General features: G+C 72.0%; 19 protein-coding genes and 1 pseudogene. 9 read left to right on the top strand and 11 right to left on the bottom strand.

The window, feature by feature from the left end:
* The 5 genes from AB0B66_RS14120 to AB0B66_RS14100 all read right to left on the bottom strand — a co-directional run.
* Positions 1-818, bottom strand: an 818-nt coding sequence (locus AB0B66_RS14120) for an ROK family protein (RefSeq protein ID WP_360528222.1), incomplete at its 3' end; no start/stop codon positions are given.
* Positions 815-1537 carry a GntR family transcriptional regulator gene (locus AB0B66_RS14115; RefSeq protein ID WP_360528219.1) on the bottom strand — a complete coding sequence of 241 codons (723 nt, stop codon included), beginning with the start codon at positions 1535-1537 and terminating at the stop codon, positions 815-817. The genes AB0B66_RS14120 and AB0B66_RS14115, both read right to left, overlap by 4 nt.
* Entirely contained in the window at positions 1534-2370 is an 837-nt protein-coding gene (locus AB0B66_RS14110) for a carbohydrate ABC transporter permease (RefSeq protein ID WP_360528216.1), read from the bottom strand. The genes AB0B66_RS14115 and AB0B66_RS14110 overlap by 4 nt, the downstream gene beginning before the upstream one ends.
* Complete coding sequence (locus tag AB0B66_RS14105) at positions 2367-3254, bottom strand: sugar ABC transporter permease (RefSeq protein ID WP_360528213.1); 888 nt, start codon at positions 3252-3254, stop codon at positions 2367-2369. Before AB0B66_RS14105 ends, AB0B66_RS14110 begins: the two co-directional genes overlap by 4 nt.
* Positions 3255-3352: 98 nt before the next feature.
* Positions 3353-4666: a sugar ABC transporter substrate-binding protein gene (locus AB0B66_RS14100; protein ID WP_360528210.1), complete on the bottom strand. Its 1314-nt coding sequence runs from the start codon at positions 4664-4666 to the stop codon at positions 3353-3355.
* Between the two features lie 250 nt (positions 4667-4916).
* Between AB0B66_RS14100 and AB0B66_RS14095 the strand changes: the two genes are divergently transcribed.
* The 6 genes from AB0B66_RS14095 to AB0B66_RS14070 all read left to right on the top strand — a co-directional run bounded on the left by AB0B66_RS14095 (position 4917) and on the right by AB0B66_RS14070 (position 10614).
* Entirely contained in the window at positions 4917-7304 is a 2388-nt protein-coding gene (locus AB0B66_RS14095; RefSeq protein WP_360528207.1) for a family 10 glycosylhydrolase, read from the top strand.
* A gap of 70 nt (positions 7305-7374) precedes the next feature.
* Positions 7375-8607, top strand: a complete 1233-nt coding sequence (locus AB0B66_RS14090; RefSeq protein ID WP_360528204.1) for a DUF3370 family protein — start codon at positions 7375-7377, stop codon at positions 8605-8607.
* A gap of 74 nt (positions 8608-8681) precedes the next feature.
* Positions 8682-9689 (top strand): acetylxylan esterase, encoded by a 1008-nt coding sequence (locus tag AB0B66_RS14085; RefSeq protein WP_360528201.1) that lies wholly within the window; start codon positions 8682-8684, stop codon positions 9687-9689.
* Positions 9690-9809: 120 nt separating this feature from the next.
* Entirely contained in the window at positions 9810-10028 is a 219-nt protein-coding gene (locus AB0B66_RS14080) for a hypothetical protein (protein WP_360528198.1), read from the top strand.
* A gap of 115 nt (positions 10029-10143) precedes the next feature.
* Complete coding sequence (locus tag AB0B66_RS14075) at positions 10144-10389, top strand: hypothetical protein (protein ID WP_360528195.1); 246 nt, start codon at positions 10144-10146, stop codon at positions 10387-10389.
* 42 nt (positions 10390-10431) lie between these two features.
* Positions 10432-10614, top strand: a complete 183-nt coding sequence (locus tag AB0B66_RS14070) for a hypothetical protein (protein ID WP_360528192.1) — start codon at positions 10432-10434, stop codon at positions 10612-10614.
* 21 nt (positions 10615-10635) lie between these two features.
* Here the strand turns inward: AB0B66_RS14070 and AB0B66_RS14065 are convergent, their stop codons facing one another.
* Both AB0B66_RS14065 and AB0B66_RS14060 read right to left on the bottom strand, forming a co-directional pair.
* The gene (locus tag AB0B66_RS14065) at positions 10636-11334 is read right to left on the bottom strand and encodes a class F sortase (RefSeq protein WP_360528190.1); all 699 of its coding nucleotides are present in this window, start codon (positions 11332-11334) and stop codon (positions 10636-10638) included.
* A complete protein-coding gene (locus tag AB0B66_RS14060) occupies positions 11331-12161 on the bottom strand; it encodes a DUF4397 domain-containing protein (protein WP_360528187.1) in 831 nt (276 codons plus the stop codon). The genes AB0B66_RS14065 and AB0B66_RS14060 overlap by 4 nt, the downstream gene beginning before the upstream one ends.
* A gap of 229 nt (positions 12162-12390) precedes the next feature.
* Here AB0B66_RS14060 and AB0B66_RS14055 point away from each other — a divergent pair, with 229 nt between their 5' ends.
* Both AB0B66_RS14055 and AB0B66_RS14050 read left to right on the top strand, forming a co-directional pair.
* On the top strand, positions 12391-12990 hold the full coding sequence (locus AB0B66_RS14055; RefSeq protein ID WP_360528184.1) for a sigma-70 family RNA polymerase sigma factor: 600 nt from the start codon (positions 12391-12393) through the stop codon (positions 12988-12990).
* The gene (locus tag AB0B66_RS14050; protein ID WP_360528181.1) at positions 12947-13744 is read left to right on the top strand and encodes an anti-sigma factor; all 798 of its coding nucleotides are present in this window, start codon (positions 12947-12949) and stop codon (positions 13742-13744) included. The genes AB0B66_RS14055 and AB0B66_RS14050 overlap by 44 nt, the downstream gene beginning before the upstream one ends.
* 72 nt (positions 13745-13816) lie before the next feature.
* Here the strand turns inward: AB0B66_RS14050 and AB0B66_RS14045 are convergent.
* The 4 genes and pseudogenes from AB0B66_RS14045 to AB0B66_RS14030 form a co-directional block, all read right to left on the bottom strand.
* Positions 13817-13909: pseudogene (locus AB0B66_RS14045) on the bottom strand (type I phosphomannose isomerase catalytic subunit); the annotation flags it as partial.
* 140 nt (positions 13910-14049) lie between these two features.
* Positions 14050-14556 carry a DUF427 domain-containing protein gene (locus AB0B66_RS14040; protein WP_360528178.1) on the bottom strand — a complete coding sequence of 169 codons (507 nt, stop codon included), beginning with the start codon at positions 14554-14556 and terminating at the stop codon, positions 14050-14052.
* Positions 14553-14933 (bottom strand): hypothetical protein, encoded by a 381-nt coding sequence (locus AB0B66_RS14035; protein ID WP_360528175.1) that lies wholly within the window; start codon positions 14931-14933, stop codon positions 14553-14555. Before AB0B66_RS14035 ends, AB0B66_RS14040 begins: the two co-directional genes overlap by 4 nt.
* Before the next feature lie 94 nt (positions 14934-15027).
* Positions 15028-15531, bottom strand: coding sequence for a MarR family transcriptional regulator (locus tag AB0B66_RS14030; protein WP_360528172.1), 504 nt, complete (start codon positions 15529-15531; stop codon positions 15028-15030).
* A 90-nt stretch (positions 15532-15621) separates the two neighbouring features.
* On the opposite strand from AB0B66_RS14030, the gene AB0B66_RS14025 reads away from it, so the two are divergent.
* Positions 15622-17754: an MMPL family transporter gene (locus tag AB0B66_RS14025; protein ID WP_360528169.1), complete on the top strand. Its 2133-nt coding sequence runs from the start codon at positions 15622-15624 to the stop codon at positions 17752-17754.
* The last annotated feature ends 107 nt before the right edge of the window (positions 17755-17861 follow it).

Here is a 17861-nt window from a genome sequence, read left to right as displayed (position 1 = left end):
GCCGCGCCGCCGCCGACGACGACGGCAGCCGGATCGAACGTGTTGATCAGACCGCCGATGACAGCGCCCAGCGCCGCGCCCGCGTCGGCGAGCACCGCCGCGGCGAGCTCGTCCACCCGCCGCGCGGCGGCGACGACGTCGGGCAGCGCGGTGACCTCCGGCAACGCGGCGACATCGGGCTGCGTGACGGCATCGGGCTGCGCGGTGACGGGCTCGCCACGGCGGGCCGTGTAGCGGGCGGCCATCGCCGGACCGCTGGCCACCGCTTCGAGGTGGCCCGGCGTCCCGCAGGGGCACGGCAGCCCGGCGGCCTGCGCGACGGGGATGTGGCCCAGGTGCCCGGCCGCGCCGCGCGCGCCGGTGATCAGGCGGCCGCCGCTGACGACTCCGCCGCCGATGCCGGTGCCGACGGCGATCCCGACGACATCGCTCAGCCCGGCAGTGGCACCGTACGCGGTCTCGCCGAGCACGAACGCGTGCACGTCGTTGACGCTGCGGCCGGGCAGCCCCAGCAGCGCGGCCAGCGTCGCGGTGACCGCGGTGCCGTCCCAGCCGGCGATGTGGTCGGTGGCGGCGTGCACGACGCCAGCTCCGTCGACGACCCCGGCGACCGCGGCTCCGAACGCGACCGGCCGCAGCGCGCTGTCCTCGCGCAGCGCGCCGACCAGCGCTGCGGCCTGCTCCAGCACCGCCGCGCCGTCGGCGTCGACCGGGGTGGGGGCCTGCGCGCGGGCCAGCACCTGCCCGTCGCGCACCAGCGCCACGGCGGTCTTCGTGCCACCGACGTCGATCGCGGCGACGACCTGGCCGGGGCTCACGTGGTCCGCCGGGTGACGGTGATGCGGTAGTGGTAACGGTCGGCGCGGTACACCGACTCGCCACGTTCCACGGCCCGGCCGGAGGCGTCGAAGGTGACCCGGGTGACGCGCAGCGCCGGGGAGAACGGCGGCACACCGAGCAGCGCCGACTGCTCAGGGTCGGTGACCGTCGCGCCGATGACCTGGTCGGCGTGGTGCGGCGACGCGCCCCGGGCAGCGAGGGTCTCGTACAGCGAACCGCCGAAGCGGGCCTCGTCGACCCCGTCGAGCACGGAAGCCACGATCCACACCTGCTCGACGCACATCGGACTGCCGTCGGCCAGCCGCAGCCGCTCCAGGTGCACCACCGGGGTGCCCGGCGACAGGCCCAGGTCGCGGGCAACCTCGGCGCTGGCCGGGACCCGCTGCCAGGACAGCAGCTTCGACCCCGGCGTCAGCCGGCGGGCCTGCATGTCCTCGGTGAACGAGGTCAGCGCCAGCGACTTGGCGATGGTGGCCGGGTCGGCGACGTACGTGCCCGAGCCCTGCTGCCGGTAGACCCAGCCCTCCTCCTCCAGCCGTCGCATGGCCTCGCGGATCGTCGCCCGCGACACCTCGTACCGGCTGGTCAGCTCCCGCTCGCTGGGCAGCGGGTCGTGCGGCTGGAGCACGTTCTGGATCTCGCCCAGCAGCCGCTGGTAGACCACCTCGTGCTTGCGCTCGCCTGGCATCTGCGTCATCCCTTGACGCCCCCTTCACCGACTCCGCGGAAGAACAGTCGCTGCAGCCCCAGGAACACGATGATCAGAGGAAGTACGGCGATCATCGTGCCCGCGGCGATGGTGCGCTGGTCGTTGGTGAAGGTGCCCGACAGGTACTGCAGCCCGATGGTGAGCGTGTAGTTGTCGGGATCCTTCAAGACGATCAGCGGCCAGAGGAAATCGTCCCAGGCGAACAGGAAGCTGAACACGGCGACCACGGCCAGTGAGCCGCGCACGCTGGGCAGCGCCACCCGCCAGAACCGCGACCACTCGCCGGCGCCGTCGATGACGGCGGCCTCCTCGATCTCGCGGGGCAGGGCCAGGAAGCCGGTGCGCAGCACCATGATGGACAGTCCGGTGATCGCGCCGGGCAGCAGCACCCCGGCGAGGGTGTCGACCAGGCCGATGCCCTTGATGGTCAGGAACACGCTCACCATGATCACCTCGAAGGGCACGACCAGGCCGGCGAGCACGGCGGCGAACACCGCGCCGCGGCCGCGGAAGCGCATCCTGGCCAGGGCGTAGCCGGCCATCGCGCCGAACAGGCAGTTGGTGACGACGTTGGCGACCGCAACGATCAGGGAGTTGCCGGCGTAGCGCCAGACCGGCACGGTGTCGGCGACGGTGGCGTAGTTGGCCAGCGTCGGGTGCTGGGGCAGCCAGGTCGCGTCGGCGCCGTAGATCGGCTCCTGGGCGCCCTTGAGGGAGGTCAGCAGCTGCCAGGCGAACGGGCCGAGGCTGACCACGACCATCGCGCACAGCAGCAGGTAGCGGCCGCCGTTTCCGGCGAGCAGGCGCAGGCGGGGGCTCACGCGTGGGCTCCTTCCTCGTTGCGGCGGCGCAGCTTGAGGCTCAGCGCGGAGAAGATCAGCGTCCCGGCGAGCAGGACCAGGCTCAGGGCGGAGGCGTAGCCGATCTCGCCGTCGACGCCGAGGCCGACCTCGCGGATGTAGAACACCATCGACTTGGCCTCGCCGCCGGGGCCGCCGCTGCCGTCGCTCATGATGTAGATCTCGGCGAAGATCTTCGCGGCGGAGATCGCCGACAGGGTGCCGACCAGGACCATGGTGGGGCGTACCAGCGGGACGGTGACCGACCAGAAGCGGCGTACCGGACCCGCGCCGTCGACGGTCGCGGCCTCCAGCACGTCGCCGGGCACGTTGGCCAGCGCCGCCAGGTAGATCACCATGTAGTAGCCCAGGCCCTTCCAGATCGTGACGATCATGCAGCTGAACAGCAGCAGGGTGCTGTCGGTCAGGAAGGGCAGCGGCTCGGTGACGACCTGGAGCTTCAGCAGCACCGCGTTGACGATGCCGTCGCTGCGCAGCACCCAGGTGAAGATGAGGCCGACGACGACCATCGAGGCGACGACCGGGGTGTAGAACAGGGCCCGGAACACCCCGATGCCGGGCAGCTTGCCGTAGACGAGCATCGCCAGTAGCAGCGGCAGCAGCACCAGGCCGGGTACGACGACCAGCATGTAGGTGACCGTGTTGCCCAGCGCCTGCCAGAAGTCGGCGTCGGAGCCGATGCGGGCGAAGTTGTCCAGGCCGTTGAACTGCCCGCCGCCGAGCGCTCGGGCATCGGTGAAGGCGAGCACCGCGGTGTTGGCCAGCGGGCCCCACATCACCAGCGCGGCCAGGGCCAGCGCCGGGGCGAGGAACAGCCAGGGGACGTACCAGCGTCGGCCGGTCATCGGTGTTTCCTTCCTGGGGGTGGGGCCGGCCGGAGTCAGGGCGCTCCGGCCGGCCTCGGGGTGTTCACCGCGTAGGGGCGCGGCGGGGTGGTGCGGTCCTACTTGGCCAGCAGCTTGTTGGCCTCGGTCACGGCCTCGTCGAGGGCGGCCTTCGGGTCGAGGTCGCCCTTGACCGCGAGCTGGATCTTGCCGATGACGGCGGCCTTGGTGCGGTCGTCGAACTGCACCGGGGTGAGGTTCTGCGCCTTGGCCAGCTGCGCGGCGGACAGCTTGCGGGCCAGCGACTCGGGGGTGCCGTCGCTGGTGTCGGTGAAGTAGGGGTCGGCCAGCGACGCGGTCGTCGACGGCAGGATCGTCACGATCTTGGCGAAGGCGAGCTGGTTCTCGGCGTTGGCGACGAACTTGGCGAACTCCAGGGCCAGCCGCGGGTTCTTGCTGGCCTTGGGGATCAGCAGGCCCATGACGGACATGTTGGTGACACCGGTGGGGCCGGACAGCTGCGGGCCGACGACCGTGTTGGCGGCGACGGCGGGCGCGTTCTGCTTGACTACCTTGAGGAAGTTCGGGCCGGACGGGAACAGGGCGGTCTGCCCGGCCGAGTAGGCCTCGGTGGCCTTGGAGTGGTTCTGGGTCAGCCAGTCCGCGGCGATGGCCTTGCTCTGGTAGAGGTCGCGCAACTTGGTCACGTACTGCACGGCCGCGTCGGTGTTGAAGGTCCAGGAGCTCTGGTCGGCGTTGAGCAGCGGCACGCCGAGCTTGGCCAGGTCGGTCATGAACCGGTTCTCCAGCGCCGGGTGCACGCCGTAGTAGGCGCCCTTGCTCACCTCGGCGATCTTCTTGGCCTGCTCCAGGGCCTCGTCGATGGTCGCCGGCGGCTTGGCCGGGTCGAAGCCCGCCTTGGCGTACAGGTCCTTGTTGACCATGGTGACCTCGCTGGTGAGGTACCACGGCAGCGCGAACGCACCGGCCTGACCGGGGACCTTGAAGGTGTCCCAGGCGCCGGGCACGAACGTGGACTTCACGTCGCCGGCGTTGGCCTCCAGGTCGAAGAAGACGCCCTGCTTCTCCAGCTTCTGGGCGAAGTTGGGGTTCAGGTTGACCACGTCGGGCAGGGTTCCGGCCTGCGCGTCGGTGGTGATCTTCTCCTGCGCGCCCTGGAACGGCAGGTCGATCCAGTTGATCTTCGTGCCGGGGTGGTCGGCCTCGAACTTCTTGATCAGGCCGTTGATGTACTCGTCGAACGTGGGCTTGAGCGCCAGCGTGGCGAACGAGATCTCGCCCTTGAGCTCGCCGGCCGGGATCTTCCCGTCCGGGGTGGCCGTCTCGTCGGAGCCCAGGCCACAACCGGCGGTCGCCAGCGCGAAGCTCGCCGTGACTGCCGCGGTCACGAACCAGCGACGGGTTCGCATCATCGCGTCTCCTCATCTCCAAGAACACAAGTGGTACGTTCCATTTCTGCCGTGAACCTATGTCATCGCGGACCAGGGGCGTCAAGGGTGACGACGGTCACAGGGCCCTAAACAGGCGGCTTTTATCTGCTCTTATGCTCAGCTCAGGCGGTGGATGGGGCTACTCGACGGCCCGTCGTGCCGTCCCATGCCGCGTTGACTTATCCGGACCACTTCCCAATGATGTGGCGCAACTCATGGGAGGTATGGACCAGTGTTCCGCTTACCGCACATCGCCGCCCTCACCGCGGCCGCCACGCTGGCCGCCGCGGTGGCCCTGACCACCGGGCAGTCCGCGTCCGCAGCCGCACCCGGCACCCCGCAGGTCACCGCCGCCGACGGCGCCACCGCCGAACTCGACGCGATCAACCCGTCCAGCCGCGCCGCCGGCGTGCTGGCCCTCTACACCCCCGAATTCGGGGCCGAGACCCGCACCAACACCTTCGGCGGCGAAGCCGTTCTGCGCGCCACCGCCGACCGGGCCGTCTACGAGGTCGTCTCCGTCTGCACCGTGTTCGACAAGTGCCCGGCCCCGGGCAACAGCACCATCCCCGCCGACGGGGCCGTGCTGTCGGCGTCGCCGTCCGCCGCCGGCGGGACCGACGACCGCCGCTGGCTGCGCGACCACCTGCGCCCCGGCGACCAGGTCCGCATCGACAACCTGTACCTGCGCACCGCGGTCACCACGCTGACCGCCGTCGACCCCACCGCCCAGAACAACCCCGGCGGAGTGGACCAGACCACTGGGCGGTGCTACCCGGGCTGCCGCGGATCCGAGCAGCTCGTCGCCTACACCGACGCGAGCGGCCGGGCCACCACCGGCACCAACGACTACGGCTACGAGGTCGTCGTTTCCGGCGGCCGGGTGACCGCCCGCGGCGGCAACAACAGCACCATTCCCGCCGGGGCCACCGTCCTGTCCGGCCACGGCAGCCGCGGCTCGTGGCTGGAGACCAACGCCGTCATCGGCGCGGCCGTACGCGTCGACGGGCTGAACCTCGAAATCACCATCGACGCCGACGCCTACCTCACCGACGCCGACAACCAGATCGGCTCGGCCGAGGCCGCCCTCACCGACGCCCAGGCAGCCTGCGCCCGCATCGACGCGGACAGCGTGCGCACCGCCCTCGACCAGGCCCGCACGCTGCGCGGGCAGGCCGCCGCCGCCACCGGCGAGGACGCCGCCGCGCTCGCCCGCCAGGCCCGCCACCAGGCGCAGATCGCCGGCTACCGCACCCGCCCGGCCCGCGCCGCCGAAGGCCGCGGCATCTGGGTGCGCCCGATCGAGACCACCGAAGCCCAGATCACCGCCACCCTCGACCGCCTCGCCGCGGCCGGGACCAACATCGTGTTCCTGGAGACGGTCTGGAACGGCTACACGATCTACCCCAGCACCGTGGCCACCGCCCACGGCATCCCCGCGCAGAAGCCCGAGTTCGCCGGCATCGACCCGCTGCGGATCTGGACCGAGCAGGCCCACCAGCGCGGCATCGAGCTGCACGCCTGGGTGCACACCTTCTACGTCGGCGTCGCCGCCGGCGGCGCACCCGTGCTGGCCGCCCACCCCGAGTGGGCCGCCGTCGAGCGCGAGGACGTCGGCAAGACCGGCCCGCAGCCCTCCCGGATGGAACCCGGCTACTACTGGATGGACCCGGCCATCCCGGCCGTACGCGAGTACACCACCGGCGTCTTCCGGGAGATCCTCACCGGCTACGACGTCGACGGGCTGCACCTGGACTACATCCGCTACCCGGTCTCGCTGCCCTACGGCGCGGACTTCTCCTACAGCGACCACACCCGCCAGCGCTTCGCCGCCGAGCACGGCGTCGACCCATACGCCCTCGACCCGAACTCGGCGCTGTGGCCGACCTGGAACCGCTGGCGTGAGAACGTCATCACCACCTTCGTCGAAGGCGTGCGCGCCATGACCGACGAGGTCGCCCCGCAGGCCAAGCTGTCGGCAGCGGTGTTCGCCGACCCCACCGACGGGCTCAACAAGAAGTTCCAGAACTGGGGCGCCTGGGCCGACAACGGCTGGCTGGACTTCCTCACCGGCATGTCGTTCGGCACCTCCGCCACCTCCGTCGGCGCCGACACCGCCGTCATGCGCACCCGCGTCGGCGACCTGCCGCTGTACACCGCCACCTACGGCCCGCTGCGCGGCTCCGCCCCCGACCTGGTCCTCGACCAGATGCAGGCCGTCGTCGACGCAGACTCCGACGGCGTCGCCCTGTTCGCCTACAACCAGCTGTCCGCGCTGCAGCAGGAGGCGCTGCGCGAAGGACCCCAGCGCAACCGCGTCCCGGTCCCCCACGCCGACTACGCCCACGCGGCCGCCACCGGCATCGGCGCGGCCCGCGCCGAAGTCACCGCGGCCGGGGCGTGCGCGCCGGTCGCCGTCAACGCCCGCGTCTCGGCCCGGCTGCTGGCCGCCCAACTCCTGGCCGGCGCACCCCTGGGCGCGGGCCGCGACGCCGCCGAGCGGCTGCTCACCCAGGCCCGCGCTGACCTGGCGGCCACCGGCGTCCAACCCGCCTACGCCGCCCGGATCCGCCGCGATCTGGCCATGTACCAGCGCTGGCTGACCCTGTCCGCCCGCTGACCCACCGGGGCGCGGCGCAACGGCGCGCCGCGCCCCACCCCCTTCCCCGGTTCACCAGAGAGGCTCGACGATGCGCCACCGAACCACCGGAACCCTGCTCGCCACCGTGGCGATCCTGCTGGCCGCGGCCGCCCCGGCCGCCGCCGACACCACCGTGCCCGACACCGGCTGGGCCGCCGGCTCCCCCGCCGGACCCGGCGGCACCGTCGCCCTGGCGAACCTGCGCCAGCTGCCCGGAGCCGTCACCGGCAGCCCGATCGTCGTCAGCAACAACCCCGAGACATTCACCGGCAACGGCTGGCTGATGCTGCACTCGCGCACCACCCCCGCCCGCGGCGGCGCCGCCACCCCGCTGTCGGGCACGTTCCCGCTGTACCTGTACCACCAGAACGGCACCTCGACCACGCGCTACCTGCACGTGCTCATCTCCAACCCGAACGCCGAGCCGGTCACCGTCACCATGCGCGGCGCGGCGTACACCAACGCGCAGAAGCCGCTGACCGCCGACCCGGCCCAGCGCGCGGGGACCGGGCCCTGCTACGCCGTCGCCGACGCGTGGACCCGCGGCACCACCACGACCTACCTCAGCGGCACGTCGATCGCCTCCGGCAAGGCCGTGCAGCCCACCCGGATCACCATGGCCGCCTCCAACATCGCCGACGGCCGCTTCGAGATCACCGCCAGCGCCGGGGTGTACGTGTACACCGTCGTCACCAGCGACGGCAGCACCACCACCGCGACGAACCTGTCCCAGCAGAACGCCTCCTACGCCCCCGGCAACATCGCCTCCGAGTCCCCGACCACCTACGGCCGCGAAGCGGGCGTGTACTCGACATCGGCCTGGGACACCGGGCAGGTCACCCTGCCGCTGCCCGCCGCCGGACGCCACCTCGGGCTGGCCGTCAACACCACGGCCAAGCAGGAGCCGGCCCTCGACCAGACCACCGCGGGCACCGCCACCATGGGCGACTCGTCCACCCGCAGCTGGGGAAACTACGGCCACCGGTACACCATCCGGCTCGTGCTCCAGAACCCGAGCACGTCCGCTCGCACTGTGAAGGTCACGTTCGCGTCCAACCTGGTCGCCGCCACCGACGTGCCCGGCAACACCTGGAACGGCCCGGCCACGGTGACCGTCGACGGGTCCGGCGCCGTGCAGACCCTCTACACACGACCGACAGTGCCGCTCGACCAGATCGGCACCTACACCGTCGGCGCGAACACCAGCCGCACCCTGACCCTGACCTTCTACGTGCCCGGACTCATCACCGCAGGCCAGCAACTGCTGCTCCAGACAGTCTGAGCAGCCGTCCTGAACACAGGAGCCGCCGTGGCCGCGCCAGGCCCGGCGGCTCCGTCGCACCGACCGGAGTCACCATGCACCACACCGACCCGCAACTCGACCACCGGCCTGACGTGCGGCCGCCCGCCGACTGGGAGAGGTTCTGGCAGGACACGCTCGCCGAGACCGCGCAGCATCCGCTCGCGCCGGTGCACGAACGCGTCGACAGCGGCCTGCGCCTGATCGAGACGTACGACACGGTGTTCGCCGGGTTCGGCGGCGCGCCGATCCGGGCCTGGCTGCACCTGCCCGCGTGCGAACCCGCCGACCCGCTGCCGTGCGTCGTCGAGTACATCGGCTACGGCGGCGGCCGGGGCATGCCCCACGAACGTGTCATGTGGGCCGCCGCCGGCTACGCGCACCTGGTCATGGACAGCCGAGGGCAGGGCGCGGTGTGGGCGGCCGGGCACACGCCCGACCCGGCCCCGGCGGGCGGCCCGGCGCACCCCGGCTTCGCCACGCGCGGCATCACCGACCCGCACGGGTACTACTACCGCCGCCTGTTCACCGACGCGGTGCGGGCCGTGCAGGCCGCTGCCGCGCACCCGCGCGTCGACGCCGGGCGCGTCGCCGTCGCCGGGTCCAGTCAGGGCGGCGCGCTGGCACTGGCCGCCGCCGGGCTGCTACCGGGTCTGGCCGCCGCGCTGGTCGACGTGCCGTTCCTCGCCGGGATCGGCCACGCGCTGCGGTCCGCCACCGAGGGTCCCTACCTTGAGATCATCCGCTACCTCGCCATGCATCCCGGTAATGAGCACGCCGCCCTACGGACGCTGTCGTACATGGATGGTTCCGGCTTCGCAGCGCGGGCCGACGCGCCCGCACTGTTCTCCGTCGGGCTGATGGATCCGGTCTGCCCACCGGCCGGTGTCGACGCCGCCTTCCTGGCCTACCGCGGGGCCAAGACGATAGAGGTGTACCGCTACAGCGGCCACGAGGGCGGGCACCGTGCACACGAGCACAAACAGCTCAGGTGGCTACGCGATGTCTTCGGCCGGCCGCGCCCACAGCCCTCGGTGCGGCTGCCCGGCTCCACCGCAGGCTGACGAATCGCCGCATGAATCGACGCAGAATCCAGGACCTGCGCCCCTGCTCTCCGCCCACCGGCGATGCTCGAACGGAGACGACCATCCGAGCAGTGCGCTCGCCAGGAAAGGACGGCGGCCATGACCGCGACAGTGCATGACGACGTGCAGATCGCCGACTTCGGCAAGGAGATGTGGGACTTCCTCACCAGGAGGCACGCGGCCATCTCCTACAACTTCCGCAGCATGGAGGTGCACGTCCCTCGCCGGACCGGACCCGACTCGCCCCGAGCCACCTGGGTCCTCAACGGCACACTCGAAATCAGCACCAGTGACCACGACGACGCGGCACGCCGCTAGCGGTCGCCGGCCGGGTAGCCCGATCCGGATCTCCGGCGGGGTCGACCTCACGATCCACGCCGGAGACCGGCAGACCACCGGTCGCCTCGACGCGGCGCCGGGGAAGCCGCTCATCGTGAGTTTCGCCGATCCGGCGCTCGCCCTGGCACAGCTGCCGCAGCTCGCGATGGTGCGCGCCGCGGCAGCACCGCTTCTCAGCGCGATCGGACGCGTCGAGGTCCGCCGTGCCGACGGCACCTGGCTGCTGCGGATCTACTGGCACGACGGTCGGGTGCACCGCTGGTGGAGCACGGCCGGGCTGCGCCTGCTGCCGCGCGCCGCCGCCCTGCGCGTGCTCGCCCGCCGCACGTCCCGTCGGTGACCCGGCCGATTATCAGCTCCGCGATCCGGTAATACCCGGTGCATGAGCCAGCCGAATCTCGATCCCACGCAGTATCCGCCGATCGATCCGTCCGAACCCGTGCCCGACGATCCCGGCGTGCTGCTGCCGGACACGCAGGAGGTGCTGCCCGCGGCACCGGTCGAGCCGATGCCGGGAGACGAGGACCCCGGCGGAGACCCGGGACGCGTACGCGAGCCGGCCTGAACACGGCGCGTTGGTCGGTCCTCAGACCTTTCGCGCAGTGACGACGATGTTGTCCCGGTAGTGGCGGGCAGCCCTGTCGAACGGGCCACCGCAGGTGATCAGGGTCAGGCGCGGCGTGCCGTCGCGGGCGAAGTATCTGTCCAGCGGGATCCTGGTCTTGCGGTACTGCTCCACCGCCACGACCCGGAAGGCCGCGGAGCCGCCACGGGCGTCCCAGACTGTCATCGGGTCAGCCTCGTCGAGATCCCGCAACCCGAAGAAGGCTCCCTTGCCCTGAGTCGCGCTGTCGACGTGTCCGGCGATCACGATCGACCCGGCTGTCGCCTCCAGCCCTGGTCCATACCGGTACCAGCCGACCCGGTCGACGCTGGGCGGGACCGCGAAGTCACCGGTCCGGGCGTCGATGCCGACCGCCTCGACCCGGGCGCTCAGCGACATGGCGGGGATGGCCAGCCTGGCCGGTGCGATCGTCGGCCCGCCCGTGGGCAGCACTCCCGGTTGCACGGGGACCGCGACGTCCGGTGTCAGCGCGGTCGGTGACGATGAGTCGCCGAGCAGGTCGTCGACTGCCGGAGCGGGGTCGTCGGCGTCGGCGCGGCAGCCCGCGGCAGCCAGCAGCGACATGCCGCCGAACAGGTGCAAGGCGTGGCGGCGGGTGATGCCGGGGCGGCGCGCCCCGCGGATGTCGCGGGGCGCGCCGTAGGGACGGTGCACGGTCATCGCGTGGTACGCCGGGTCGCGATCCGGACGCCGCCGCCGACGGCCAGCAGCAACGCCGCAGCCGCCGCCGCCAGCCACCACATGCTCATGCCGGACTCGTCGGCCAGGCCGCCGTCGCCGCTGGGAACGCCACCGGGAGCCGAGTGCAGACCGGTGATCACCTGGGCGACGACGCCCAGGTTCTTGCCCTCGGCCGAGCCGGTGGCGTACACGATCGTCGCCGTTCCCTCCTTGAGCGTGACGTCGGTGGCCGGGATCGCCACGGTGGTGGTGCCGGCGAGCACCACGTCGGCGCTGACCGTGCCGGCGGGCAGGTCGGCCTTGGCCTCTTCGGGGTTGGTGAGGCCCTTGAACACCGGCGTGCCGCCGGCGCGCACGTCGACGGCCGGAGCGGCGGCGGTGTGCCGCACGATCAGGCGCGCCTTGCCCGCGCCGACCTTGCTGACGTCGTTGACGAACGGCGTGATCTTCGGGGTGCCGGCGGCGTCGAGATGCGCGACGATGCTGATGTTCGCCCCGCCGGGGACCTTCGCGCCGTCGACGGACAGGATCGCCTTGTCGATCGGCTCCCCGGGCTTGGTCAGGTCGAGATCGTAGCTGCCTTCGGGCAGGTCCAGCGGGCCCGCGACGTCACCGGGCTTGAAATCCTTCAGGGTCACCTTGCCGTTGACCCACACGTCGACCGGTGTTGCGGGGATGCCGTGCACGACCGACACCTTCGACGTGGCCGCATACGCCGGTGTCGCGGTGGCCAGGCCGGCGGTCGCGGTCACTGCGGCGGCCACCGCGCCCAGCGCCAGGGTACGGCGGATGTTCAGGCTGCGCATCGCTTCTCCTTGGATCGTCGTCTGCTTCGGACGGCTGAACTCGCCGTCATCGGGGGCTACGACGCCCGCGCCGACGGTGGATGCGGCCAGTGACATTCACGACCGGATGCATCCAGCGGGGTGCCACCGGTCGTATCAGGCGTTGTAGGGGTGTGCACGACAGGCCGGGAAAGGCGTGGTGGCCGTGGCGGGTACAGTCTTGGCGACCCGATGGAAGGCGGCCTGTCCAGTGACTGCGCAGCGCGAACAGGCTGCCGCCGTCGTCGCTGACGACGTGGCGGTCCGGTTCGCCGCCGGGGACGAGTCCGCGCTGCGGGAGGCCTACGACCAGTACGGGTCCGCGGTGCTGCACCTGGCCACGCGGCTGCTGCGCAGCCGCGCCGACGCCGAGGACATCACCCAGGCGGTGTTCGTGTCGGCATGGCTGGCACGCGACACGTTCGACCCGGCCCGCGGCAGCCTGCTGGGCTGGCTGCTGGCCATCACCCGCCGGAAGGTCATCGACCTGGTGCGGGTGCAGCAGCGGGCCGAACGGGTCGAGGACGCGATCCGCCGGCAGCCCGAGCCGCCGCCGGCCGCCTCCGCCGAGGAGGTCGTCGAGCAACTGGTGGTGGCCGACGAGCTGGCGAGACTGCCCGACGACCAGCGCAGGGTGCTCGAACTGGCTTTTTACGACGACCTCACCCACCAGCAGATATCCGAGACGACCGGGCTCGCCCTCGGCACGGTGAAAAGCCACATTCGCCGCGGCATGGCGGCGATCAAACGGCGATGGGAGGTGGACGGTGCGCCATCTGGACACCGAGCAGCTGGCTCTGCTCGCCTTTGACGACCCGTCGGAGCAGACGGCCGCAGCCGCACACCTGACCTCCTGCGACACGTGCCGCGACGAGGTGGCCGAACTGCGGCGCCTGGCCGGCGTGGTAGCCCACACACCACGACTGCGCGACCTGCCGCCACCGCCGCCTCGCTTGTGGAGTGCCATAGCCGCGCAGGCCGGCCTGGCCGAGGCCGCGATCGGCACCGCTGCCGCCCCGTCAGGTCGATCGTCTGACGCGACCGCATCACCTGACGCCGGCGCCGCGCCGCGCGGCACGGTCCGCCCCACCGACAACCGTCCTCCCACCGCCGCGGGTCCAGCCCGGCAGCGGCGCGGTCTGGCCAGGCTCGCCGTCGCTGCCGGCGTCATCGCCGCCGTAGCCGCCGGCGCTGTCGCGGGCGTCTGGTGGGGCAGGCCGCCGCAGGTGCCCGCGCCCGCAGTGCTCGCAGCGGCGGCGCTGACTGCCTACGGCGACACACCCGCCTCGGCGACCGGGCGCGCCGACGTCGTCGCCGGGCACCGCCTGCGCCTGCACGTGGCCGGGCTGCCCGCGGTTGACGGCTACTACGAGGTATGGCTGATCGACCCGGACACGATGAGGATGTTCTCCGTGGGCACCCTCGGCCCCGGCGCCGACGGCGAGTTCAGCCTGCCGGCCAACGCCGACCTGGCGGCGTACCGGCTGGTCGACGTGTCCGCCGAGCACTTCGACAACAACACCGCCCACTCCGGTGACAGCCTGCTGCGCGGATTGCTCACCTGAGCCCACGCGGCAAGCTCGCGTGGGAGCTGCACAACCAGCTCATGCCGTGGCGTCCTATAGAACCGCCGACCGGGCGTGGCCCGCTGCGGCCTGGGTGAGGTCGGGATGGGCCTGGATGGACAGTGGCCGGTGGGCGGCGAGCACCTTCGTCAGGAACGGCAGGCGCGCCGCACCGCAGACCCAAGGATCTGACCTTCTGCTGCGATGTCGACCGTTCGGCGTTCGCCATGGTTCGAGAAGTCCGCAATGGTCACGTTGTCCTGGCCAGGGTGGCGCGCTGAACGGGTGAACCCCTCACTCGGGAGTCACCAACCGGCGGTGCCGGGCCCGCCTTTGAACGGGCCCGCGACGTCTCGGGTGATCCAGCCGCCGTAGAAGTCACCGGCCTGCGGCATGACAGGTTCGCCGTCGACGAGGCACGTGTCGAGTTTCGACGGGTAGAACGCGAGCAGGCCGGCGAGTTCCCGGTAGCCGGCCGTCGGTGCCTCGTACGACCAGGCTGCCTGCGGCACGACGACGTCGCCGACGACCAGGTCCCAGTAGTTTGCGGCGCCTTTGAACTCGCAGTGGGTGCTGCGTCCGGACGGCCGCAGTGGGAGCAGCACCGCGTCGCGCGGGACGTAGTAGACCGGCGGGTGCGAGGTCTCCAGCACTCTGACAGCCTGCCGGGTGTCGAAGACGACCCGCCCTCGGTGCGTGGCGGTGATCCGGCGGGCGCTGCGCTCCCAGCGCGGTGGCCGCGGGTAGTCCCACACGTTCTCGGCTGCCGGGCGGGGTCCGCCGACGCCGCGCCCAGCGGGTGCGGTCGTCATCGCAGCACCGGTCCGCCAGGTATCCGCAGGTCGTCAGGTCGGGTGCCGAGCTGCGCGGTGGCAGGCGAATCGGCGGGGACGACGCGTTCGAGCACGGCCGCCGCCGGGCTGGTCTCCGGCGACGTCGGGTATGCCGACCAGTACGAGGACACCGCTGCCATCGCCTTGGCCTCGTCCTTGGCCTTCTCGCGGATGGCGTCGTCGCAGGCCGACAGCCAGGTGGTGTAGCCCGTGAGCTGCCAGCGCGAATTGTGCGTGATCTTGCCGACCAGTTCCATCGAGCGTCCGGCGCACCGGCGGGACAGGTTGCTGATCTTCTCGTCGATGCCCATGACTTCCTCCGGCTGCGAGTGCCTGCGGCCGTGATCGCCGGCCATGTCTTCATCGTCACTGCCGCCGGTGGGCAGCGCGACCCCTGGCCCACGATTGCGTCGATTTGCGCGTCGAATATTGGCCCGGCGGCGGCCGGGCTCAGCGCGGCTCGGGGCGATCGGCGCGGGCGGCCTCCCGCGAGGCGACGATCGCGCCGGTCATCCGGCGAATCACCTCGGCGGCCACCAGCAAGTCCTCGGTCGGCAGGTCCGCGAGGGCTTCGGCCATACGCCAGCCGAGGGGTTGGAAGAACTCCCGTGCCATCGCGAGCGCGGTGTCGTTCATCGACAGGGTGAGCCGGCGGCGGTCGCGCGGGTCGCGGATGCGCTCGACGTGCCCGGCGCCTTCCAGCCGGTCGATCAGCGAGGTGGTCGCCGAGGCGCCCAGGCCGAGACGTGCGGCGAGTTCGCCGGCGGTGAGCGGCCGGCCCTGCTCGGCGCTCGCGGCGATCCACATGATCGCGTTGAGGTCGCTGCGGCCCAGGTGGTGGGCTCGGGCGAACACGTCGACGAACACGTCGCTCTCCACGGCGCTGACCTGTAGGGCCCTGGCGACCTCGTCGAGCGCGGCGGCCCGATCGGGGGGCCCCGTTTGCTCTCGCATGGCGAGCACTATAGCATTTCGATCGTCGAACCATTCGACTATCGAACCTTTGCATCCTCAACGAGGATCTCCCGAACAGGAGCCCAGATCATGGGTGCGCGTATCGCCACGTGGATCGCCGGCCGGGTCGGCGCAGCCGTCATCCTGCTCGCCACCGCGGCAGTCGCCACGCTGGTGTTCCTCACCAGCCCCGCCCAGCCCACCGCCGGGCCCACCGACGGCCTGCCCGAGGGCAAGCAGTCGACCCGGGTCACCGAGCTGATGGACCGCTTCGCCAGCGGCCGCGCCGAATCCGCCATCATCGTGTTCGAACGCCCCGGCGCGGCGCTCACCGAGCCCGACCGCCAGGCCCTGGCAACCCTGCGGACGGCCGTGGCCGATCGCGAGCACGTCGGCACGCTGCCGCCCATCGCGTACGCCGACGACGGCCAGGCCGCGCTCCAGGTCGTACCGCTGCGGGCCGACCTTTCCGACGAGGCGCGTGACAGCACCGTCGACGGCCTGCGCGCCCTGCTACGCGACGGCACCGGCCTGCCCGACGGGATCAGCGCACAGGTCACCGGCGGTGCGGCCTTCGGCCGTGACATCTCCGCCGCGTTCGCCGGCGCCGACGTCACCCTGCTGGTCGCCACGGCGATCGTGGTGGCGCTGCTGCTGCTGATCACCTACCGCAGCCCGATCCTCTGGATCGTCCCACTGACCGTGATCGGCCTCGGCGACCAGCTGGTCGCCAAGCTGCTGCCGTGGATCGGGCACCTGATCGGCGAACCCACCGACGCCTCCGTCGCCGGCATCGTCTCGGTGCTGGTCTTCGGCGCCGGCACCGACTACGCCCTGCTGCTCATCTCCCGCTACCGCGAGGAACTGCGCCGCACCACCGACCGGCGCGCCGCGCTGGCAGCCGCGGTGCGGGCAGCAGGCCCGGCGATCGTCGGCAGCGCCGCAACGGTCATCCTGGCCCTGCTGACCCTGGTCACCGCCGTGCTGACCAGCAACCGGACGCTCGGCATCGCCGCCGCCGCGGGCGTGGCCGTGGCCCTGGTGTTCGGCCTCGTGGTGCTGCCCGCCGCCCTGGCACTGCTGCCCCGCGGCGCGTTCTGGCCACTGGTGCCCGTCGCCGGCAGCGCCGAGACCAGCGAGACCGGAATCTGGGCCCGCGTGGCAAGGCTCGTCGGCCGTCGACCCGTCGGCGTCCTGGCCGCCGCCGCCGTCGTTCTCGCCGCGCTCGCCGCCGGACTGCTCACGACCACGATCGGGCTGTCGCAGACCGAGCAGTTCCGCACCGAGGTGGAATCGGTCCAGGCCCAGCAGACCCTGGCAGCCCACTTCGCCGCCGGTTCGTCGCAGCCGCTGCAGGTCATCGTCTCCACTACGAACGCACAGCAGGCCGCCGACATCGCCGCCCGCACGGCCGGGGTCGCCGCCGTCGGCCGCCCGGAAGCATCCACCGACGGCACGCTGACACTGCTGCCGGTGCAGCTGGCCGACGAATCCGGCACCGCCGGCGCCGACCGCGCCGTCACCGCACTACGGCAGGGCCTGTCGGCAGGAGCCGGAACCGACGCCCTGGTGGGCGGGCAGCCGGCCGCCGACCTGGACCAGCGTGACGCCAACGCCCGTGACAACGCCGTGGTCGCCCCGCTGGTCCTGGCCGTGGTTCTGATCGTCCTGATCGCACTGCTGCGCTCGATCGTGGGGCCGCTGGTGCTGCTGGCCACGGTCGTGCTCAGCTACGCCGCCAGCCTCGGCGCGGCCAGCCTGGTCTTCGCCGCCCTGGACATCCCCGCGCTCGCCGCCAGCGTGCCGCTGCTGGCGTTCCTGTTCCTGGTCGCCCTCGGCGTCGACTACAACATCTTCCTGGTCAGCCGAGCCCGGGAGGAGACCGCCGCCCGCGGGGACACCCGGGCGGGCACGCTGCGGGCCCTGTCGGCCACCGGCGGCGTCATCACCTCCGCCGGAGTGCTGCTGGCGGCGGTCTTCACGGTGCTGGGCGTGCTGCCGGTCATCGTGCTGACGCAGCTGGGCATCATCGTCGGCATCGGCGTACTGCTCGACACGCTGCTGGTGCGCACCCTGGTCGTGCCGGCTTTGGCGCTGCTGCTCGGCGAGCGGTTCTGGTGGCCGTCGCGCCCCGCGCCGCGCCCAGCGGAGATCAACACGCCGCGTCCGGCGCACGATGCCGATCTCCAGTGGAAGCGCGATCCCGCCGCGAGCGGACGCTGACCGGCTGCTGCCGGAGGGGGTCCACACCCCTTCCGGCAGCAGCCGCGTTTATCTCGGTGCCCACCGCGTCCAAGGCCCTCAACGGGCACAGCGACATCTCCGACGTA

The organism is Catellatospora sp. NPDC049111 (assembly GCF_040648615.1).
GTDB lineage: Bacteria > Actinomycetota > Actinomycetes > Mycobacteriales > Micromonosporaceae > Catellatospora > Catellatospora aurea.
The sequence above is the reverse complement of the archived record's forward strand: the minus strand, read 5'-3'. Positions and strand labels throughout refer to the sequence as shown.

Coding starts and splice junctions, on each gene's coding strand:
- AB0B66_RS14115 (WP_360528219.1), bottom strand. CDS start 1,537: ATGACGCAGATGCCAGGCGAGCGCAAGCACGAGGTGGTCTACCAGCGG.
- AB0B66_RS14105 (WP_360528213.1), bottom strand. CDS start 3,254: ATGACCGGCCGACGCTGGTACGTCCCCTGGCTGTTCCTCGCCCCGGCG.
- AB0B66_RS14100 (WP_360528210.1), bottom strand. CDS start 4,666: ATGATGCGAACCCGTCGCTGGTTCGTGACCGCGGCAGTCACGGCGAGC.
- AB0B66_RS14090 (WP_360528204.1), top strand. CDS start 7,375: ATGCGCCACCGAACCACCGGAACCCTGCTCGCCACCGTGGCGATCCTG.
- AB0B66_RS14085 (WP_360528201.1), top strand. CDS start 8,682: ATGCACCACACCGACCCGCAACTCGACCACCGGCCTGACGTGCGGCCG.
- AB0B66_RS14080 (WP_360528198.1), top strand. CDS start 9,810: ATGACCGCGACAGTGCATGACGACGTGCAGATCGCCGACTTCGGCAAG.
- AB0B66_RS14070 (WP_360528192.1), top strand. CDS start 10,432: ATGAGCCAGCCGAATCTCGATCCCACGCAGTATCCGCCGATCGATCCG.
- AB0B66_RS14065 (WP_360528190.1), bottom strand. CDS start 11,334: ATGACCGTGCACCGTCCCTACGGCGCGCCCCGCGACATCCGCGGGGCG.
- AB0B66_RS14060 (WP_360528187.1), bottom strand. CDS start 12,161: ATGCGCAGCCTGAACATCCGCCGTACCCTGGCGCTGGGCGCGGTGGCC.
- AB0B66_RS14040 (WP_360528178.1), bottom strand. CDS start 14,556: ATGACGACCGCACCCGCTGGGCGCGGCGTCGGCGGACCCCGCCCGGCA.
- AB0B66_RS14035 (WP_360528175.1), bottom strand. CDS start 14,933: ATGGCCGGCGATCACGGCCGCAGGCACTCGCAGCCGGAGGAAGTCATG.
- AB0B66_RS14030 (WP_360528172.1), bottom strand. CDS start 15,531: ATGCGAGAGCAAACGGGGCCCCCCGATCGGGCCGCCGCGCTCGACGAG.
- AB0B66_RS14025 (WP_360528169.1), top strand. CDS start 15,622: ATGGGTGCGCGTATCGCCACGTGGATCGCCGGCCGGGTCGGCGCAGCC.